Below are 20,833 nucleotides of genomic sequence, written 5' to 3'. Positions count from 1 at the left end.
ATTATGATTCATCAAGATACCATAGTAGCTTTAGCGACCCCATCTGGTGCGGGAGCTATTGCTGTTATACGCTTGTCTGGAAAGGATGCTATTGTAATAGCTGACACCTGTTTTAAATCGGTGAAAAATCAAAAGAGGCTAAGCCTACAAAAAACACATACCATCCATTTAGGACATATTATTGATGGTAATAAAACGATTGATGAGGTATTGGTGTCTGTTTTTAAAAACCCAAATTCTTATACCGGTGAAGATGTTTTAGAGGTGTCTTGCCATGGCTCAAATTATATCCAACAGGAAATTATACAATTATTTCTTAGGAAAGGTTGCCGTATGGCGACAGCAGGAGAATTCACACTTCGGGCTTTTTTAAATGGAAAATTAGATTTAAGTCAAGCCGAAGCAGTTGCCGATTTAATTTCTTCAGACAATGAAGCATCCCATCAAATAGCAATGCAACAAATGCGTGGCGGTTTTTCATCTGAAATAGCAAAACTTCGTGAAGAACTTTTAAATTTTGCTTCCTTAATTGAATTAGAACTCGATTTTGCAGAAGAAGATGTTGAGTTTGCCGATAGAACTCAGTTTAAAGATTTGGTAGAACGCATCAGTTTTGTTTTAAAACGCTTGATAGATAGTTTTGCCGTTGGTAACGTTATTAAAAACGGTATTCCGGTAGCGATTGTAGGCGAACCTAACGTAGGGAAATCGACGCTTTTAAATGCCCTTTTAAATGAAGAACGTGCTATTGTTTCTGAAATAGCGGGAACAACAAGAGATACTATTGAAGATGAAATTTCCATAGGAGGGATTGGTTTCCGTTTTATTGATACTGCTGGTATACGGGAAACCAAGGATGTTGTGGAGAGTATCGGTATCAAAAAAACTTTTGAAAAAATAGACCAAGCGCAAGTGGTTGTTTTTCTTGCCGATAGTTTAAATTTTAAAGAAGATGTATTTATCAACTCCTTTAAAATTGAAATTGAAAAAATTAAGAATAAATATCCTTTAAAGCCTTTATTGATTGTTGCAAATAAGGTTGATAAATTAGATGATAATCAAATAAAATCCATCAAAAATGAAATTCCACAAATTCATTTTCTGTCTGCCAAAAATAGCATTGGGATTGATGACTTGAAAGATAAACTTTTAAGTTTTGTAAACACAGGGGCCTTAAGAAATAATGATACAATTGTAACTAATTCAAGACATTACGATTCCTTATTAAAAGCCTTGGATGAAATTGAAAAAGTAAAATACGGATTGCAATCTGGCTTGTCTGGCGATTTGTTAGCAATTGATATTCGACAGGCGTTGTACCATTTTGGTGAAATTACAGGCGAAATCACAAATGATGATTTGTTGGGTAATATATTTGCTAATTTCTGTATCGGGAAGTAACCTCTATATTTTTGTACTAAAACCATTTATTCTAATGAATCCTATCATTTAGAACAACTTATTTTTGTCTAAAAACCAGTTATTTATATTAGATAAAATTATAGAATGTAAAAAACACATTAAAAAATTCGACAAAACGCTTGTTTTTAACGATTAATTACATAAATTTGTTTTTTAAATCCCTAAATCGTAGATATGAAAACAAAAATTATTCTATTTAGTGTAGTTTTATTTTTAATGGCAGGTGTTAGCTTTGCCCAAAAAAAGAATGAACCAAAGAGTATTATTAGTGAAAAAGTAGCTATAAAGAAGTATCATAAAAAAGAAGAATTAGAACGTATGCAAAAAGGTGAGTTGTTAACCCTTTATATGGAACGCATTGAAGTTTTAACAAAGACATTACCGTACATTGCCTTTGCTACAAAACCAGGTGTAACTATGAGTACTTTAGGGATTCCTAATGATAATGACAATAGAAAAATATTAGACAATCAGTTTGAATCTACAGACGATTATTTTGAGGCCACCACCGAATTTCACAAAAAAATATTACCGTATTCAGATACAAGCAAGCTAATTTCGGCCATCATATTCTATGAAGAAATTATGAAATCACTGCATGAATATAGTGCGTATAATTAATACGGTTTAATTAAACAATAAATAACTAATATAAAATCAATCTTGAAAATTCAAGATTGATTTTTTTTATTTTTTACGACATGATAATAATTTAAACCGATTTGTTTTCAATATATAAAAGCAACTATTTTGTAAGAAAACTGTTTTTTAATCTATAATATGTGTATTTCATCGATTTAATTCATTGATAACTTCATTTATTTTATGTATTTTAACGAAATAATTGGTATTTCGTGGGATATTTTTATAGATTTGATAATTAATTCGTTGAAAAATCTTATTTAGTTTTTATAATAAAAAATTATAACTATGAAAAACTTTACTCAAATAACAATATTGTTTCTTTTTATTCTTGGTAATGTTTATGCACAACAGGAAAAAGGAATAATAGGATCTAATAACTGGTTGTACAACTGGACTGAGTTTAAGCCAAACCAAAAACAGTATGACGAGCCTACGCAAATATTGGCTGGTAATATAGATAAAGACACAAAACTAGTTAAGAGGGAAACCTACATGTTGCTAGGAAGTGTTTTTGTTACAAATAATGCCATCCTTACTATAGAACCTGGAACTGTTATTATTGGTGATTTTGCTTCAAAAGCATCTTTAACAATTACTAAAGGAGCAAAAATTATTGCAGATGGTTTAGAAACAGACCCTATTATTTTTACTTCTAATAGAGGTATTAAAAGATCTGGAGATTGGGGCGGATTAATTATTTTAGGTGATGCTCCAACAAATAAATTTGGAAATGGTTCGGTTGCCTCTTTTTATGGAGATTTAGCACAATCTGCTTATGGCAATACAAACTATGGTGGCGAAAAAACAGAAAGTAACTCAGGGATTTTAAGGTATGTTAGAATTGAATTTGCAGGGAAAAGAATTAAAAACGATGATTATTATAACGGTTTGTTATTGGCTTGTGTTGGAAGTAAAACCATTTTAGAAAATATTATGGTAAGTTTCTCGGCAGGCAATTCTTTTGAAGTAATAGGAGGTGATGTGAATTTAAAGAAATTAGTGTCGTATAGATCGAACAGTAACGATTTTAAATTTAACTATGGAGCACAATGTGTAATAGATAATTCTTTAGCGATTAGATCTCCTTATGTATCTAGCAGTACCGCTGCTAGATGTTTGCAAATTGCGTCTTATAATAAAAAGGAAGAAGTAGATTTTACAAAAAAAGGAACAAAAGTAAATGCAAATAATTTAACATTTTTAAACGATAGTGAAAGCTTAAAATCTGATATTGAAAAGGGCTTGGTTAAAGAAGCAGTATATGTTGGTCAGAATGCTAAACTAGACATGAATAAAAGTGTTATTTCAGGTTTTAATCCAGCAGTGTTGTTAGAAAACACAATCAATATCAATCAACAAAATTTAGAAAAAATCAAGTTTGCTAACATGTATTTCAATAATTGCAGAGGAAATATTTTTGTTGAAAACGATTCCAATAACGAAGATTTAGAAAATTGGTACGGTAACAGCGCCTTTTTTAATGTATACTCTAAAAGTAATAATGCCGAAACATTTATAGATTTTTCAAATGAAAAAAGACCAGACTTTAGGTTGCGAATTAATAAAATAATAGCATCAAAAGATGCTGTTTATGCCAAAGAAGAATTAGGAATAAATGATTAAGTTAAAAAGTAAATTATAATAATGAAGTTGATAAAACACTAGAGCTATATACTTTCTTGTTACGCTTTGAAGAATTTAAAATAATCTTTTCTAACCAAGGTTTATTAGAACGATAAAAGTTTCTAGAAGTTTTTTTACTAAAGAAAACAATATCGCATGAAGAACTTTACTTTTATTAACATTCTTGTTTTTTTTGTATTCTTTTTAACTGAAACTATTAATGCTCAAATAGTAATTGGTAAACCAAGTTTGGGTTTTAGTCAGGCATGTGCTAGTCCTTCTTTCAACACCTATTATACAACTTTTACCTTTTCGCCCGAAGCTGGATTAACTGGAGCCAATCAATTTATAATAGAGTTATCAGACAATACCGGTAGTTTTACAAATGCTTCCGTTATTTATACATCAGCTCAAGGTGCAGTTACAACTTCACCTGCAACACTAAGCTTTTCTTTGCCAACTACAACTTCAGGAGAAGCACATAAAATTAGAATTAAAAGTACAGCTCCAGCAGCTACCAGTACAGCTTCAAATGCTTTTGCGGCATATTATAAATTGCACGATACGCCATTTTCAATTAATAATTTAATTTCAACAGGTGCTTATTGTGCTGGAGGCAGTTATTTGCTAACTATTGATAATCCTGGAACAGGTGAAAACGATTCACCTTTAAAATATCCGTCATTGACTTTTAATTGGTATAAAGTTAACGAAGCTTCTCCTACAACATCGGTTTTTGTTGTTTCGGGGGAAACTTTATCAGTAAACACTCCGGGAACTTATTTTGCAAGAACAAATTATGGTACTTGTACTTCGGAATCGTATTCAAATCGTGTAACGGTTAGCGAAGCTACAACGGGTGGTACATCATCAATTAGTTCAAGTTTAGGAAACCCTTATTGTTCAAGCGAAGGTGCCACCACATTAAGTGCCATAAACGGAAATAGCTATAAGTGGTTTAAAAATGGTACAGAAATACAAGGCGCTACCAACCAAATGTATGAAACCAATGAAGCTGCAACGTATGCTGTAACAGTTAATTTGGGAAGTTGTACAACAAGTGCCTCAATAAATCTTGAAAACAGCGGATTTACAAGTAGTATTGATGTGCCAGAATTTAATACCATTGAAACAGGTGAAACTTTGGAAGTTACCATAACTACAGATGCTAGCAATCCAACATTTGAATGGTATTTCAACGAAACCATTATATCAAGTGTTACGAGCAATAGTTTTGAGGCTTCGGAAATGGGCAAGTATAAAGTAATCGTTACCGAAACCAACGGGTGCGTCGCTTCAACTGAACATAGTTTTTCAATATCCGAACCCTTTCCTGATGTGGCAAACATACCTAATTTAATAAGCCCGAATAACGATGGTACTAATGATACATGGGTGATTCCACAAGAATATGTAGCTGGCACAAACACACAAGTAATCATATTAAGTTCTCAAGGAAAAGTGGTGCTTCAAACTAATGATTATCAAAATAATTGGCCAGAGAATCAAATTGATTTTAAGGCTATAAATCCTGTTTATTACTATATCATTACAACTTCAAAAAATAAAATAAGAAAAGGCTCCATAACGGTTGTCAAATAACATGGTAAAACGTTTGTTGTATATAGTAATATTTTTCTGTTTTGTACAGATGCTCCATGCTCAACAAGAGGATGGCGTTGTTGCTTTTGCACTACCCGTTAGAAATTCTTTAAAATTCAATAAATATGCAATCAACCCAACATTTAGTTTTGTAAGAGAGCAAAATAAATATTTGAGTTTTACCAATAAACGCGAATGGGTTCAGTTTGAAAATGCACCGCAAACCTATTTATTTAGCTATTCGGGCAGGTTTGCCGAAAACACAGGGGTTGGTATTGGTTTATTTCAACAAAATTATGGGGTGTTAACCACTTTTGGAGGTGTTATAAATTATGCTTATAACGCTGTTTTAGATAGAGATAGTAACCTAACTTTTGGTTTGAACTTAGGTTTTTACAAAAGTGGCATTAACGAAGCTAATGTAATTACAAACTTCTCCGATTCTTCTTTACAAAATATACCTTCAAACATGCTGATTACGGTGAACCCTGGAATAAACTACGGTACTACCTTTTTTGATTTTGGAGTTTCCTTGAATAATGTTGTTGCCTATAATTTAAAAACATCCGAAATCCTTGAAGAAAACCCAGAACAGAGTATTCAAGGTCATGTTATGTACACCGGCTATGTAGATAATCGTGGTTTTTTTGACAACAGTAAGTTCTCGGGTTTAGTACGGTCAGAATTCAAAAGAGATCAAACCGTTCTTTCAGGAATTATGATGTTAACAACATCAAAAGGTATTTGGGGACAAGCAGGCTACAATACTTTATATGGTATGTCGGCGGGAATCGGACTTAATATTACAAGTCAAATTGCTTTGGAATATAATTATGAAAAAGAAGTAGGTGATATGTCAACCTTTGGAAATTCACACGAAATCACTTTGGCATATAGATTCAACAAAAAATACAGATATAATTATGGTGACGAAGACGAAGACGATATAGCCTTAATTGCACCAGCAAGAAGATCAAGACATACAGCATCAAAACGAAACACATCTACAGGCGAAAAAGTAGATAGGGAAGCCATTGCCGAAGCCAAAGCACAGGCTAGAGCTGAAGCATTAGCTAAATTGGAAGCAAAAAAAGCAGCCAGACTTCAATCCATTGAAGAAGCTAAGTCTAAACAAACTACAAATACTCAGTCCAAAGCAGAAGAAGCCGCTAAAATTAAGTTAGAACAAGAAACTAAGGCAAAAGCAGAAGAGGAAGCTAGGATTAAATTAGCAGAAGAAACGAAGGCTAAGGCAGAAGCAGCAGCTAGAGTTAAGTTAGCACAGGAAGCTAAGGCTCAAGCCGAAGAGAACACCAGAATTAAACTTGCAGAAGAAACTAAAACTAAGGCAGAAGAGGCGGCCAGAGTTAAGTTAGCAGAAGAAACTAAAGCCAAAGCAGAAGAAGCCGCTAAAATAAAACTAGCACAAGAAGCTAAGGTTAAAGCCGAAGAGGAATCCAGAATTAAATTGGCAGCGGAAGCCAAGGCAAAGGCAGATGAAGAAGCAAGAATAAGAGCAGAGCAAGAAGCAAAAATTAAGCAAGAAGAGTTAGATGCTGCTTTAATCTCTGTGCCAACGGATGCCACTAGTATAGCTATAAGCAGCTTAACAAAATTAGCTACAGATTCTAAGGTGGAACAAGATGAATTATTGATAAAGCTTAATGAAACGGTAGCTAGTAGAGAGAAAGACCTTCAAGACTTAAAGCAAGAAAACGATTTAAGCGAACAAGGTATTTATACAGAGCCTAAACCTTTTAAAAGTGTATCAGCTGAAAATGCTGCCTTAGAATCTTTAAAAGTTCAGATTGATGATGTTATAAAATCCCAAGATATAAAAATCAAAGAATTGGAAAACCTGTATAATGAAAGGCTTAAAAATGTTCCTAATGCACAGGATTCAATAAACATGATTTATTTAAATGAAATTTTAATACTAAAAGAAGCCCAAGTAAAAGCAAAACGTTCAAAAGAAACTTTAGTATCAGAATTGGAAAACATTAAAATAGCGACCGAAATAGAACGTAAACGACGTATAAAACGTGCTGCTTATGATAATGAAGAAGATAGGTATAACAAAGACCGAGCAACATTAAATCAAATAAAACAATTTACAGATGCTAGTACTATACCACTTAAGGAATCAGATTTTGATTTTGGAGAAGAACAAAGTGATAATATTCAAATCGTTAAGGATATTAGAAATGTAGAAAGCGGCTATTATCTTGTAATTGCAGTACATAATGATGTTGCCAAAAGAGATGAATTTTTAACAAAAGCAGTAGCCGCTGGACAGAATAACATTAACTTCTTTTACGATGTAGCTACCAATAAATATTACATTTATTATCAAAAATTCGATGATATTGATGGTGCTAAAAATGCTATGCAGTTAAAAGGAAATACACCTTATAATAGTAAAATGTCTATGGTAAAAATTGAAAATTAACTTTTTTTTGTTTTAAAAGACAATTAACTTTTAAGCGTTTTTATAACCTGTTAGTTTTCAATTATAATATTTCTTCAATAAACTTATATATAAAATCCATAGTACTTTAATTATATTTTTGAATTTAAAAGACTACAAAAAAACTAATTTAATTAGTTTAAAGTATTATTTCATCGATAAAATACTTTATTTGTGGTTATAATATATTATTGTTCCAAAATTATTTACGATATTTATACCGTTTAAAAACAATTATTTAGGACAAAATATTTTTATTGTGAGAATAAGATTGTTCTTGGTAATATTAACCAATGATTAATATTTCTTTTTGCCCCCCGAGAAGAGAAATAATAAAATAATCGACTATGAGAAAAACTACTTATACTAACCTACTTATTCTTTTATTTTCGTTACTATGTTTTAATGGTATGTTGGGGCAAAACCTAGTTCCATTTAGTCCGAGGTACGATGAAGCAATTAAAGGAGATATACTTTTAATTGGAAACAGTAATATGGGCGTTCATAGAACAAATCCTTATTCTGGAACCAATAATAACGAAAGTAGTACCAATAGAGACATTATGGTATATGTTGACATTGATAATGACAACAACACCTTTAATTCTAGTAGTGCTGATTTAGATGTGCCAAACGATGTAAATTGTTATCAAATTGTATATGCCGGTTTGTATTGGAGTTCGGTAGTAAAAGGTGATACGCCAATGGCAAATATTAAATTTCAAACCCCGGAAAGTGGTGGGTATTTAGATATTACCGGAACAGAAATTTATTATCAAAATTCTTCAAACAACAGAAGTTCAAATACGTTTGCCTATTATAGCGATGTAACAAATATATTATCCACCTTAACCAATCCAGAAGGAACTTATACGGTAGCTAATATTTCGTCTATGACATCTGCAATGATGAATAGCGGCGATGGTCGTAATACAGAAGGTTTATCGGCAGGTTGGTCGCTTTTCGTAATTTATGAAGATCCACTTTTACCAAGTAAATACATAACCTCGTTCGATGGGTTTACAAAAATAGATAATCAAGCTCCAAACAATCAGCAAACGTTCCCTATAAGTGGTTTTCAAACCATACCAGTAGGACCAGTACGAGCTAAATATGCTTTTAGTGCTTTAGAAGGCGATAGAGGCTGGACCAACGATTATTTAGAAATTAATGGAACAAGAATTAGTGCCACCAATGCAGGTGGTACAACCATTCGTCCAAACAATAACTTTTTTAATAGTACGGTATCTATTATAGATTTTAATACGAATTCTCCAATGACGTTTACTGACAGAAACCCTGCAAGTTCAAACACTTTGGGTTTTGATGCCGGTATTATAAATATCCCCAATGCAGGAAATAGTTTGATAGCAAATGGAGATACTACGGCAACTATTAGATTAGGCACCAATACAGATATTTACTATTTCTATTTTAGTGCTTTTGCTATTGAAATTATTGCTCCAAATATTGTTTTGACCAAAATTGTTGAAGATGTACTCGGAAATAATATTGGTGGACAAGTAGTAGATCTTGGAGATGAACTCTATTATACTATTGGCTTTCAAAACACAGGAAATGACGATGCTACCGACTTAACTATTAGAGACATTCTTCCAACAAATATTGTATTTAATTATCCAGCAGATATTGGGGTTTTGCCTCCAGGTGTTTCTGTTCAAAGTTATAATCCAGCCACTAGAGAACTCATTTTTAGAGTGGATCCTTCTGTAGTTGAAGAGAACGACCCTGTTTCAGAAATTCGTTTTAAAGTAACAGTGGTTTCAACATGTAGTTTATTAAGTGATGCCTGTTCTAATAATATTGATAATCAGGCATATGCTACTTATAAAGGCACTGTAAATCCAGATTTCACCATTTCAGACGATCCAAGTTTTGCCACTAACACAGGGTGCTTATTAACACCAGGAGCGACTAACTTTTTAGCCGATTTAAACGATTGTACTTTTGAAGAAGATGTAATTCTTTGCGGTGCCAGTACTGTATTGACTGCGGGAAATGGATACGATGCTTATTCTTGGTCTACAAGTCCATCAGGAACTCCGGTAATAGGAAATACACAGTCTATTACCGTTACAACTCCGGGTACTTACTATGTACACAATACAGCGGTTGCGCCTTGTCAGTCTACCGACCAAGTGTTTAATGTGGTTACTTTTGGAGCAGGAGTTACAAATCCTGTGATTCCGTTTGCAGATGAAGTAGTTACGTGTCCTAACGATGGAAAATTATTGCCAAACATATTTTTATGTGGTGCTAATGATTCAAGATATATACAAACCAATATAGTAAATAGCATATCCATGATATGGGAAACATTGGACGTTTCAAGCTGTTCAGCAGTTACAAATGAAGACTGTGCTAACGAAAGCCCTGCTTGTACTTGGAACCAAGTTGGTACAGGTTCTAATTTTAACATTACAAATGCGGGGCAATATAGATTAACGATAAACTATCCTGGTGGATGTTTTAACCAATTTTATTTTAATGTTTATACCAACTTATTAATTCCTAATGTAACATCTAGAGATATTTATTGTAGCACGCCTGGTGAAATTACAGTAGGAGGTGTGCCAAATGGATATGAGTATAGTATTGATGGTACTAACTACCAAACAAGAAATGTATTCTCCATTACAACTCCAAATCTATATTCTGTATATATTAGACAAATAGGGGTAACACCTAATCCTTGTATTTTCACAGTGCCAGATGTTCAAATAAGAGAGCGTAATTTTACCGTTTCAACAGTTATTACCCAACCGTATTGTAATGGTGAAAAAGGCAGTGTAAAATTAGCTGCTAACGATGTACGTCCACAATATTTCTATTCTATTTATCAAGGAGCAACTTTAATTAATAGTGTGGGTCCAGTAATGGAAAGTGATTATACCTTTGCAAACTTAAATCCAGGAACATATACAGCAACGGTATCTACCGAAGATGGTTGTAGCGAAACTGTAGATATTCAAATTATAGATCCACCGTTATTAACAGCTACATCGGCACTTACAAAGCCATTAACATGTACAGATGGCGAAATTACAGTATATCCAGTAGGAGGTACGCCACCTTATTACTATTTTGTAAATAGCACGACAGAGTTTCAAAGTACACCAATAATAACGGTAACAACCGCTGGAGTTTATAATATTACGGTTGTAGATTCTAATAACTGTTCTGCTGAAACTTCATTAACTGTAAACGCAACACCTGCACCCGATTTCAATGTAACAAAAACAGATATTTTATGTGCTGATGCTGGTGATACTGGAAGTATAAATGTTAACGTTACAAATGCCAACGGAAATAGTTTAATGTACAGTATTGATAATGGTGTTACGTTTTTTAATTCACCTGCTTTTACTGGATTAGTAGCTGGAGATTATGAAGTAGTCGTTCAGTATTCCATAGGAACGGATGTGTGTATTTCAACACCGCAAACTATCACAATTACAACGGTAACTGGCATAAGCGGAACAGCAACATTGACAACACCATATACATGTACTACTAATGGTGTTATAACTGTTTCAGGAGTATCTGGTGGAACAGCTCCATATACCTATAGTATAGATGGTGTAAATTATCAATCAGGGCTTATTTTTTCAGGTTTGGTAAATGGAACTTACACGGTAACTATAAAAGATGCTAATGTTTGTGCTTTTACAACAGCACCTGTAACCATAGACCAGCTAAGCCCTCCAACAGATCTAAGTTTTTCTAATACACCTTTAAGTTGTCCGTCAATAACTTCAAATGTAACGCTAACAGCTACAGGTGGTGTTGGAACTTTAGAATATCAAATTATAGCACCTGCAGCATCGGCAACAGCATATCAAACATCAAATGTGTTTAATGGTTTAACACCGAATACTTATACGTTCAGAGTAAGGGATACCAATAATTGTGTGTATACAGAATCTTATACCATAGCACCTTTAGTACCTATAACATTAAATACTGTTTTAACTAAAGATTTAGATTGTACAGCTTCACCAGACGCTACCATAACCGGTACTTTTTCTGGTGGTGTGGCTCCTTTTACCTATGCTGTATCTATAAATGGTGCTGCATATAGTTCTTTAGGAACTACTAGTTCGCCTTTTATTTATTCAACACCAACCAATGGAACCTATCAATTCCAAATAACCGATGCAAATGGGTGTACTGCGGAATCTAGTGTGCAAACGGTTAATGTTATTTCGTTGCCTAATATTCTTTCGGTGGTACAAACCCAACAGATTTTATGTCATGGCGATAATACGGCGGCAATTCAAATAACAATAGACAATACGGTAGGTACACCTCTTTTTGTTATTAATGTGAATAATGATACTACGGGAACTAATTACGGGACACAAACCTCAGGCTTAACTGCGGGTACTTATACCATTACGTTAACCGATTCTAAATCTTGTACCGATGCGGAAACTATTGTAATTGCAGAACCAACATCAATTAATGTAACACATCATGCTGTAGATATTAGTTGCGACCCAATTTTTGGAACTTCAAAAGGTTCGGTTATTATAGATAGTGTTACGGGTGGTACAGCTCCTTACAATTATTTTGTGACAGGAACAAATGGATACTCGGCTACTGAGCTTAATTCATCAGGCACGACCTCTGTAACATTTGATGTGGTAGACTTCGGTTTGTATCAAATAAATGTTGTTGATGCTAATGGCTGTTCCATCTTAATTCAAGATGTTTTAGTGGCATCACCTCCAGATAATTTGGATATTACAATAAACACAACAGCAGACTGTATTACTGGTGGAGAAGCAGTGATAAATGTAGGTACTGCGTTGGCTAGTGCAGGACCTTTCTATTTTAGTATTTATCGCGGATCAACTTCTGTATATCCAAATCCACCAGGAACGTGGTTTCCAGAAGATGCATTGGGTAGTAAAAAAACAACATTTACAGGTTTGGTTCCTGGAGTTACTTATACATTTATTGTTTATGATGATGCTACCAATTGTAGTTATTACCAAACAGCTACCGCACCAATTCCAACAAATTCAACATTAACAGCTACCTCTTTAACATCTAATAACATTACGTGCGTTGGAAGTGCTGATGGAAATATATCATTTACAATTAATAGTGTTTATGGTGTACCTACCAATGTAAATTATGAAATATGGGATTCATTATCAACAACAGCTACAGGAATTAGTGGTACAGGTACCGTGCCCGCAGGTGGATCATTGCCAATAACTAATTTTGGTACGTTACCTTTTGGAACTTATTTTGTTTTAATTACAGAAACCGTAGGGCCTAATGCAGGTTGTAGTGTAGTAACGGTTCCTTTCAATATAACAGAATCAGCTATTGATTTAAGTATTAGTGCTACCGTTGATAAAAACGCTAATTGTAATGTAAATTCCGGAGTTATAAGAGCTGTTGGAAGAGATGGTACAGCACCGTATTTATACCAAATAACTACATCGGCCGCAGCACCAATGGCAACCGATCCGTTATGGGCATCTGCAAATACGTTTAATAGTGATGCTGGTAGTTATTATGTTCATGTAAAAGATTCTTATGGTTGTATAAAATCGACTGCAGTTATTATTTTACCACAAGATCCTTCACCAGTAATTACAGCAACATTAAACAATCAATGTACGGCTATTGAAGGAAATTTCGCTATTGATGTTGCATTATCAACTGCAGGAATAGCTCCTTATGCTTATAGTATAGATGGCGGTGCATTTCAAACAAGAACAGCACCATTTACTATATCTAATTTAGCATCTGGAAACCATACAGTTGAAGTTAGAGATGCTAATGGTTGTGGAAATTTAGTGAGTTTAGACATTGTTGCACCATTAAATTTAACTCCAGCCGTTACAAGCTTACCAACTTGTAATGACGATGATGGTGTGATAACCATGACGGGATTTGGTGGAACAGGTGCATATTCATACAGTATAAGTCCAGTTGTAGGGGTAGTGTCAGGAAATGTAATTTCCGGTTTGCCTTCAGGTACTTATACCGTTACAATAACAGATACTACTACTTTGTGTACAGAAGATGTTGAGGTGTTTTTACCATCAGCACCACTTCCAACAATAACCATTGGATCGCCAACGCAGGTAACTTGTTTTGGAGATTCTAATGGTACTTTTGAAATAAATGTAAATGGCTATTCAGGATCATATACTTTTGAAGTTTTTGATAATTCTGGAACCTCTATTAACGGTGTTGTTTCGGCAGATACGTCAACCAATCCTGTATTGGTAACTGGAATTCCAGCAGGCAATTATACGGTTGTTGTAACAGAAACTGCAAGTCCGTTTTGTTCAGCCACTTCAAATGTTATTACTATTGCATCACCTGTAAATCCATTAGCATTGACAGTTTCAGAAACATCAAACGTTACTTGTGATGATGATAAAGGAACCATTACTGCTGTTGCAACAGGTGGTTATGGTACGTATCGATATGAATTAACGGGTTCTGCTACTGTAGCGTATTCACCTAATGGAACTTTTATAAATTTATCTGCTGGAACTTATACGGTTAACGTAATGGATGCTGTTGGGTGTATCGCTTCAGATGCTGTAACATTAACAATCCCAACACCAATAAATGAAACAGTTACCGCGAACACAACGGTATTATCTTGTTTTGGAGATAAAAATGCGACAATAACAGTTAGCAATGTAATTGGAGGTCAAGGAAGCAACTATACCTATACGCTCCATATGAGCGCTCCAACAATTAATTCATCAGGCCCACAAAGTACACCTGTATTTAGCGGATTAGGAACAGGAACTTACCATGTTGTTGTAACAGATGGGTATAATTGTGAATTTACATCGCCAAATATTGTAATAACTGAGCCAACTCAAATACAAGCTATTTTGGTTAAAGAAACGTCTCAAACCTGTTTAGCCAATTCAACTTTAAGACTTAGCGCTACAGGAGGTACTGGTGTATATGAGTATAGCAATACCTCAAATTTTGCAACAGTTTTAGGAAGCTTTGCGTCGCAATCCACACCAATTTCTGTAGCTCCGGGAACTTACACGTATTATGTTCGTGATGCCAATGGTTGTGTTGCAAATGTATCGAATCAAGTAAAAATTGATCCATTACCGGCATTAGTCGTTAATTTAGATGTCACCAATGCGTCCATCAATTGCGCGGGAGATAGTACAGGGGTTATAGTAGCTAAAGCTCAAGGTGGTTTAGGTAGTTATGTGTATACTTTGCAAGATGGTTCGGGAACCAATATACCTGGAGTCATTCAAAATAGCCCAGGTGTTTTTACAGAACTTCCCATTGGAACGTATCAAGTACGAGTAGATAGTGGTGATTGCTTAACCACAACTGCACAAATTACTATTACACAACCTGCAGCTCCATTAACAGCTAGTTTTGTTGCGACTGATATAACATGCCCTGGCACTAATAATGGACGTTTGGAAATTACGGCTTCTGGTGGAACAGGTACTATAAAATATGCTATTTCACCAAGATTAGATCAATTTTTTGAAACTTCAACGTTTATAAACCTAACACCTGGAAATTATCAAGCTATGGCTCAAGATGAATTAGGTTGTTTTGTTATTTATGATTTTGTTATTAATGAACCGTTACCTGTAATACTTACCATTGTACCCAATTCGATAGTTCCAGAAGATTGTTCTGGTGATATGAATGGTGAGTTTAGTATTGATATTTCTGGAGGAAATATGCCTTACAGTGTGGTTCTAGATGATATAAATGGCACTTACACTACAGGTACTTCAACACAAACGCAATTTGATTTTACAAGTTTAGCCGGAGGCGACCATATAGTTTATGTGCGTGATGCACTTGGTTGTGAAACCGAATGGAATATAACTTTCCCAGAATCTGTAACTATTAATCCTGTATCTGAGGTTGAATTTGGTTGTACCAATAACGTGTCTACTAACTTAGTGACTGTTACTGTAGATGCGAGTAATACAAATCCTGCCGATTTAGATTATTCGTTAAATGGAGGCCCTTATCAAGCTAGTAATGAGTTTGTGAATGTGCCAGCTGGTTTAGGACATTATATAGACGTAAGACATACCAATGGATGTACTCAAAGAACTGCAACGTTTGATGTTGATCAATACGACCCACTAGCGTTAGCCATAGATATGCCTTCAGGAGGAACATTAAACGAGATAGTTGCCATTGCTACCGGAGGTTCTGGCGATTATGAATTTACACTTAATGGCGAATCTAAGGGAAGTACGAATACTTTCTTAATTTATGAATCGGGTACTTATACAGTTACAGTAACCGATAGTTATGGGTGTTTTGCATCTGCCACTAAGTATTTTGAGTTTGTGGATTTATGTATACCTAACTATTTTCAACCAAATAAAAAAGGTTGGAAACCTGGTTGCGCTTCTCAATACAGAAATTTAACAGTCAATATTTTTGATAGATACGGACGAAAAGTGGCTACTTTAGGTGCGGATGATCCATGGGATGGTAAATACAACGGTATTGAACTTCCTACGGGTGATTATTGGTATGTTGTGAAACTAAATGACAAAAAGTATGATCGTGATTTTGTTGGACATTTTACACTTTACAGATAATGAGAAGGTTTAATTACTACAAAAAAAAATATATTAATATGAGTAAGACAATCATATATATTCTTCTTTTCATCATGGCAAACAGCTATGGGCAAGAGTTGAATTTACCTGTTTTTACACAATATTTGGCTGATAATAATTTTGTGGTATCACCAACTTACGCAGGTATTGGTGATAATTTAAAGATTAGAGCGAACGGACTAACACAATGGGTTGGTATTAAAGATGCGCCTGATAACCAATCGGTTTATGCCGATTTTAGGATTGCCAGTCGTACAGGAATAGGAATGTCATTTTATAATGATAAGAACGGAAACACTATTCAAACAGGTGCTAAATTCTCATTCGCGCATCATCTTATTTTAGATTATTATTCTAAGCAGTATTTATCATTCGGGATTTCATATAATATAAATAACTTCAGAATTGACGTTAATAACTTCCAGAACTATAATGAAAATAGTGGCGTGCCAATTCCTTCGGATATAACGGATGATAGGCGTACTACAAACAATAACTTTGATGTAGGTGTTCTGTATAGAAATAAAGGCTTCTTTGCAAGTTTTAACGCAAATAACATCCTTGAAAAGAAAGTTGATGATGATATTAGAGTTTCAGAACCTAACATGCTTTTAAACTATCAAATATATTCTGGTTATACGTTTAGAGGTCCAAAAAAGAGCGGATTGGAATTTGAACCATCCATATATTACCAAATGTTTAGTAGTGACAGGCGTTCTAGTACCGATGTTAATTTTAAGTTCAGAAAGTATAACAGATATGAAGATTATTATTGGGCGGGTATATCGTACCGTTATTTAAATGATCAGTTTTTAAAACCTTTAAACATAGGTCCTATGGCGGGGTTTAAAAAGAATATTTTCTATTTTGGTTACGCCTATCAAATTACTATGAACGAATTATCTGGTTTTAACTCTGGTACACATGTAATTACCATTGGGCTAGAGTTTTTACAGGGCATTAGTAATTGCCCGTGTACCCAAAGTCCTGTGCATGATTAAGTCATTATTATTTATATAAATAAGGTCAAAATAACTTATTTAGTTTACTTTTTTAAAAACCAATATTTAAACAGCAAGCTTTATTACGTGCACCTATATAATATATATATTATATTATAATTCTTGATTATTACCTTCAATTTTACTGGTGAATAAAAAAATTATTTAGAAAGTTCAATACTAAGTTTTGAAAGCATAATTACTTCAGATTTGTTTTGTCCAGAAAAAGCAGAAGTAATTAAAACGGCTGTTTTTAAAATTAAAGTATTCATGTCGCTTGTAAAAAAATATTTATGTTCGTTTTTGTATGCAATGAATTCTTTAAAACAAGTGTTAGCGTTGAGTTTTTTAGAAGCCAACCAATCAAAAACAATTTCCATTTGATATGCTGCATCAGTTTTATACTCATCTTCAGTATCATCTACCGAAAGCCATTCACGACTCACAAATTCTTTAAAAGTATTAAACTCGTTTGGGTGTACAACTTTATCAGCTCCAGCTAAAGCATAGAAAAGTTTACCAATATTTTGGTAGAACTTTAAGTTTAGATTTTTAAACATGGCTATTTAAGTTTTTGATTCTTTTAAATTTATTAAAAACCCAGCATATTAATTATGATTTTTATCAGTATTAATAATTTATTGGTTTAATCAATTCATATAGTTTAGCATATAAGATCATGAATATCAGTTTATAAATACTTACGCATTATAATAATATAGTTTTAAACACTATTTAAGTTATACACTCGTACAACAATGCTGATATATATCATATTTTACTTTGTTAAAATTAACTATATTTAAATAGTTCATTTTAAAGGTAGTAGCCATGAGAAAGATATTAATCCCAACAGATTTTTCAGAAAATGCCACAAATGCATTAGAATATGCTATTGCCCTTTTTAAATATGAAATAAGTGAATTTTTTATCATGCATGCGTACCAAGATGATATTTATGCAGAAGATTTAAAAGTAACCCGAGAAACATTATCTGATGTTACGGAAATGGTTGGTAATAGGTCTAAAATTCGGTTAGAGTCTATAAAACAGCATGCCTATAAAATTTTGCCTAATCCTAGACATACATACCACATTGTATCTTCTAATAATATCTTGGTTGATGAAGCTGATAAAATAGTGGATAAGGAAAATATAGATGTTATTGTAATGGGAACCCGTGGCTACACAAACGATAGTAAAATAACATTTGGAAGCCATACACTACAGGTTTTAAAGTATGTATCATGTCCTGTTTTGGTTATTCCAGAAAAATATAAGTATAAAAAACCATTACATATACTTTTTCCAACTAATTATTTAATTCCATACAAAAGAAGAGAATTAAAGTTATTGTGTGAGATGGTTTGTCCATATAATGCATTAATAGATATATTATATATAACAAGTAGTAGGGGTTTGTCTATGCGCCAACAAGATAACCAAGACTTTATAAAAAATGAATTATGTAAAAATGACCTAAATTTTAAAACAGTAAACAGTAAAAATATTACCAATACTATTAATAGTTATATAAAAGAGAATAGCGTCGACATGTTAGTAATGGTAAATAATAGGCACACATTTTTAGAAGACATTCTTATGCAATCAACCATAGACAAAATGGGTTTGTATATAAATATTCCATTTTGTGTTTTACAAAACATTCATCGAGATATTTAATAAAACAACTTAAAACATTCATATCATGAAAAAAATACTATTACCCACCGATTTTTCAGATAACTCATGGAACGCCATAAAATATGCTTTAAGCTTTTTTAAAGAAAGTGTTTGCCATTTTTATCTTATACATACATACACTCCTGTTGTTTACCAAATAGAGTATATGGAAGTGAGTACAGCCCAGTTCGGGCTTCTTGATGCCATGAAAGAAACTGCAAAAAAAGGATTGGAAAAAGTTCAAATGCAAATTGATGAAGAATTTAAGAACTCAAAGCATAGTTTTACTCAATTGGCATGCTTTAATACGCTCACAGCCGAAATTAGTGAACAAACTAGTAAAAATGATGTAGATTATGTGGTGATGGGCACTAAAGGGGCAACAGGTGCAGTTGGAATACTTTTTGGATCTAATACCATGCATGCTATAAAAAATGCTAAATGCGCTGTATTGGCTGTACCTAGCGACTTTACATTTGAAAAACCTACAGAAGTACTGTTCCCTTCTGATTATCAAGTTGAATTTCAAGAACAGCATGTTAAACCAATTTTAGATGTGGCAACTATGTTTCATTCTAGAGTTAATATCTTAAATGCATCTTTTGGCTACGATTTGTCAGATTATCAAGAAAGCAATAAGAAACTATTGGAAACTTATTTTAATAAAATAACTCATCTTTTCCATAGTATTAGCAACCAAACGGTAGAAGAGGCTATAGCAAAATTTCAACTAAAACACCGAATTAATTTATTGGTAATGATAAACAATAAACATTCGTTTTTTGAAAATTTATTTTTTAGGTCTACTATTAATCATATAGGCTTTCATTTAAACATTCCGTTTTTAGTTATACCATCTAAAATTTTAAAATAATATAAAATGAAAACAAAAGACATCAATATTTTATTACCAACCGATTTCTCGGATAATGCTTGGAATGCGGTTGTTTACGCTCTTAAAATGTATGAAGAACAAAAATGTACATTTCACTTTTTACATTCAACTAAAATAATTGTTTCACAAACTACAGTTCGCTCAGGTAAATTGTCTGAAACAATTAATAAAGCTGCCAACAAAGATCTTTTAGAATTAAAAGAACTTGCCGAAAGCTCAAATGCTAATAAAAACCATAATTTTCAAGTTATTTTAAGTTCAGAAAATTTAAAAGATAGTATTGAAACAGCTATACGAAAATGCAATATAGATTTAGTGGTAATGGGTACTAAAGGAGCTACTGGTGCCAAAGAAATATTTTTTGGAAGCAACACAGTTAGCATTATTAAAAAAATGCGATTATCACCTATTTTAATAGTTCCAGATGAATACGATTTTGTTGTTCCAATGCAAATTGCTTTTGCAACAGATTTTAATAGGGTTTATAATCATATTAAAGTAAGTGCCTTAAAAAATTTAGCGTTTCTACATGATTCTAAAATAAGAATTGTTCATATTGATAAAGAGAAAAAATTAAGTGATTTACAACAAGATAATATGGAAGTTCTTAAAAATTTACTGAAACAGTTTGAGCATAGTTTTCATTGGATGCCAGATTACTCAAATATGGCAACCGAAATCAATGATTTTATTGAAGAATTAAAAATAGATGTGCTGGTAATGGTTAATTACCGACATAGTTTTATAGAAAACCTTATTCATGAACCCGTAATAACAAAAATAGGACATCACCTTAAAATTCCGTTTTTAGTAATTCCAGATTAACACATTTCAAAAAGTAGAGTTCAGTTAAAAT

Annotated in this window: 11 protein-coding genes; 10 read left to right on the top strand and 1 reads right to left on the bottom strand. The window is 33.2% G+C overall.

Annotated elements, in window-relative coordinates; translation table 11 throughout:
- Positions 1 to 3: 3 nt before the first annotated feature.
- The 7 genes from mnmE (at position 4) to VP395_RS00305 (ending at position 17,399) form a co-directional block, all read left to right on the top strand.
- Positions 4 to 1,401, top strand: a complete 1,398-nt coding sequence (mnmE, locus tag VP395_RS00335; protein WP_346239703.1) for a tRNA uridine-5-carboxymethylaminomethyl(34) synthesis GTPase MnmE — start codon at positions 4 to 6, stop codon at positions 1,399 to 1,401.
- 195 nt (positions 1,402 to 1,596) lie between these two features.
- Positions 1,597 to 2,043, top strand: coding sequence for a hypothetical protein (locus VP395_RS00330; protein ID WP_346239702.1), 447 nt, complete (start codon positions 1,597 to 1,599; stop codon positions 2,041 to 2,043).
- A gap of 309 nt (positions 2,044 to 2,352) precedes the next feature.
- Entirely contained in the window at positions 2,353 to 3,690 is a 1,338-nt protein-coding gene (locus tag VP395_RS00325) for a hypothetical protein (protein ID WP_346239701.1), read from the top strand.
- A gap of 156 nt (positions 3,691 to 3,846) precedes the next feature.
- Positions 3,847 to 5,292, top strand: a complete 1,446-nt coding sequence (locus tag VP395_RS00320) for a T9SS type B sorting domain-containing protein (protein ID WP_346239700.1) — start codon at positions 3,847 to 3,849, stop codon at positions 5,290 to 5,292.
- Between the two features lies 1 nt (position 5,293).
- Entirely contained in the window at positions 5,294 to 7,741 is a 2,448-nt protein-coding gene (locus VP395_RS00315) for a PorP/SprF family type IX secretion system membrane protein (protein ID WP_346239699.1), read from the top strand.
- Positions 7,742 to 8,106: 365 nt separating this feature from the next.
- On the top strand, positions 8,107 to 16,377 hold the full coding sequence (locus VP395_RS00310) for a T9SS type B sorting domain-containing protein (RefSeq protein ID WP_346239698.1): 8,271 nt from the start codon (positions 8,107 to 8,109) through the stop codon (positions 16,375 to 16,377).
- A gap of 38 nt (positions 16,378 to 16,415) precedes the next feature.
- Complete coding sequence (locus tag VP395_RS00305; protein WP_346239697.1) at positions 16,416 to 17,399, top strand: PorP/SprF family type IX secretion system membrane protein; 984 nt, start codon at positions 16,416 to 16,418, stop codon at positions 17,397 to 17,399.
- Positions 17,400 to 17,560: 161 nt separating this feature from the next.
- Here the strand turns inward: VP395_RS00305 and VP395_RS00300 are convergent, their stop codons facing one another.
- Complete coding sequence (locus VP395_RS00300; RefSeq protein WP_346239695.1) at positions 17,561 to 17,959, bottom strand: hypothetical protein; 399 nt, start codon at positions 17,957 to 17,959, stop codon at positions 17,561 to 17,563.
- A 271-nt stretch (positions 17,960 to 18,230) separates the two neighbouring features.
- On the opposite strand from VP395_RS00300, the gene VP395_RS00295 reads away from it, so the two are divergent.
- Genes VP395_RS00295 through VP395_RS00285 form a run of 3 tightly spaced genes read left to right on the top strand, consistent with a single transcriptional unit; the run spans position 18,231 to position 20,802 of the window.
- Entirely contained in the window at positions 18,231 to 19,082 is an 852-nt protein-coding gene (locus VP395_RS00295; RefSeq protein ID WP_346239694.1) for a universal stress protein, read from the top strand.
- A 25-nt stretch (positions 19,083 to 19,107) separates the two neighbouring features.
- Positions 19,108 to 19,956, top strand: coding sequence for a universal stress protein (locus VP395_RS00290; protein ID WP_346239692.1), 849 nt, complete (start codon positions 19,108 to 19,110; stop codon positions 19,954 to 19,956).
- A gap of 6 nt (positions 19,957 to 19,962) precedes the next feature.
- Complete coding sequence (locus VP395_RS00285; RefSeq protein ID WP_346239691.1) at positions 19,963 to 20,802, top strand: universal stress protein; 840 nt, start codon at positions 19,963 to 19,965, stop codon at positions 20,800 to 20,802.
- Positions 20,803 to 20,833: the final 31 nt, after the last annotated feature.

Origin of the sequence: Mariniflexile soesokkakense (assembly GCF_039650365.1) — a bacterium.
GTDB lineage: Bacteria > Bacteroidota > Bacteroidia > Flavobacteriales > Flavobacteriaceae > Mariniflexile > Mariniflexile soesokkakense.
Note: the sequence above shows the minus strand (reverse complement) of the source record. Positions and strands in the feature narration are given on the sequence as shown.

Excerpts from the sequence above, each read along its gene's own strand:
- VP395_RS00300 (WP_346239695.1), bottom strand. The coding sequence starts at position 17,959 with ATGTTTAAAAATCTAAACTTAAAGTTCTACCAAAATATTGGTAAACTT.
- VP395_RS00320 (WP_346239700.1), top strand. The coding sequence starts at position 3,847 with ATGAAGAACTTTACTTTTATTAACATTCTTGTTTTTTTTGTATTCTTT.
- VP395_RS00330 (WP_346239702.1), top strand. The coding sequence starts at position 1,597 with ATGAAAACAAAAATTATTCTATTTAGTGTAGTTTTATTTTTAATGGCA.
- VP395_RS00305 (WP_346239697.1), top strand. The coding sequence starts at position 16,416 with ATGAGTAAGACAATCATATATATTCTTCTTTTCATCATGGCAAACAGC.
- VP395_RS00295 (WP_346239694.1), top strand. The coding sequence starts at position 18,231 with ATGAGAAAGATATTAATCCCAACAGATTTTTCAGAAAATGCCACAAAT.
- VP395_RS00325 (WP_346239701.1), top strand. The coding sequence starts at position 2,353 with ATGAAAAACTTTACTCAAATAACAATATTGTTTCTTTTTATTCTTGGT.
- VP395_RS00310 (WP_346239698.1), top strand. The coding sequence starts at position 8,107 with ATGAGAAAAACTACTTATACTAACCTACTTATTCTTTTATTTTCGTTA.
- mnmE (WP_346239703.1), top strand. The coding sequence starts at position 4 with ATGATTCATCAAGATACCATAGTAGCTTTAGCGACCCCATCTGGTGCG.
- VP395_RS00290 (WP_346239692.1), top strand. The coding sequence starts at position 19,108 with ATGAAAAAAATACTATTACCCACCGATTTTTCAGATAACTCATGGAAC.
- VP395_RS00285 (WP_346239691.1), top strand. The coding sequence starts at position 19,963 with ATGAAAACAAAAGACATCAATATTTTATTACCAACCGATTTCTCGGAT.
- VP395_RS00315 (WP_346239699.1), top strand. The coding sequence starts at position 5,294 with ATGGTAAAACGTTTGTTGTATATAGTAATATTTTTCTGTTTTGTACAG.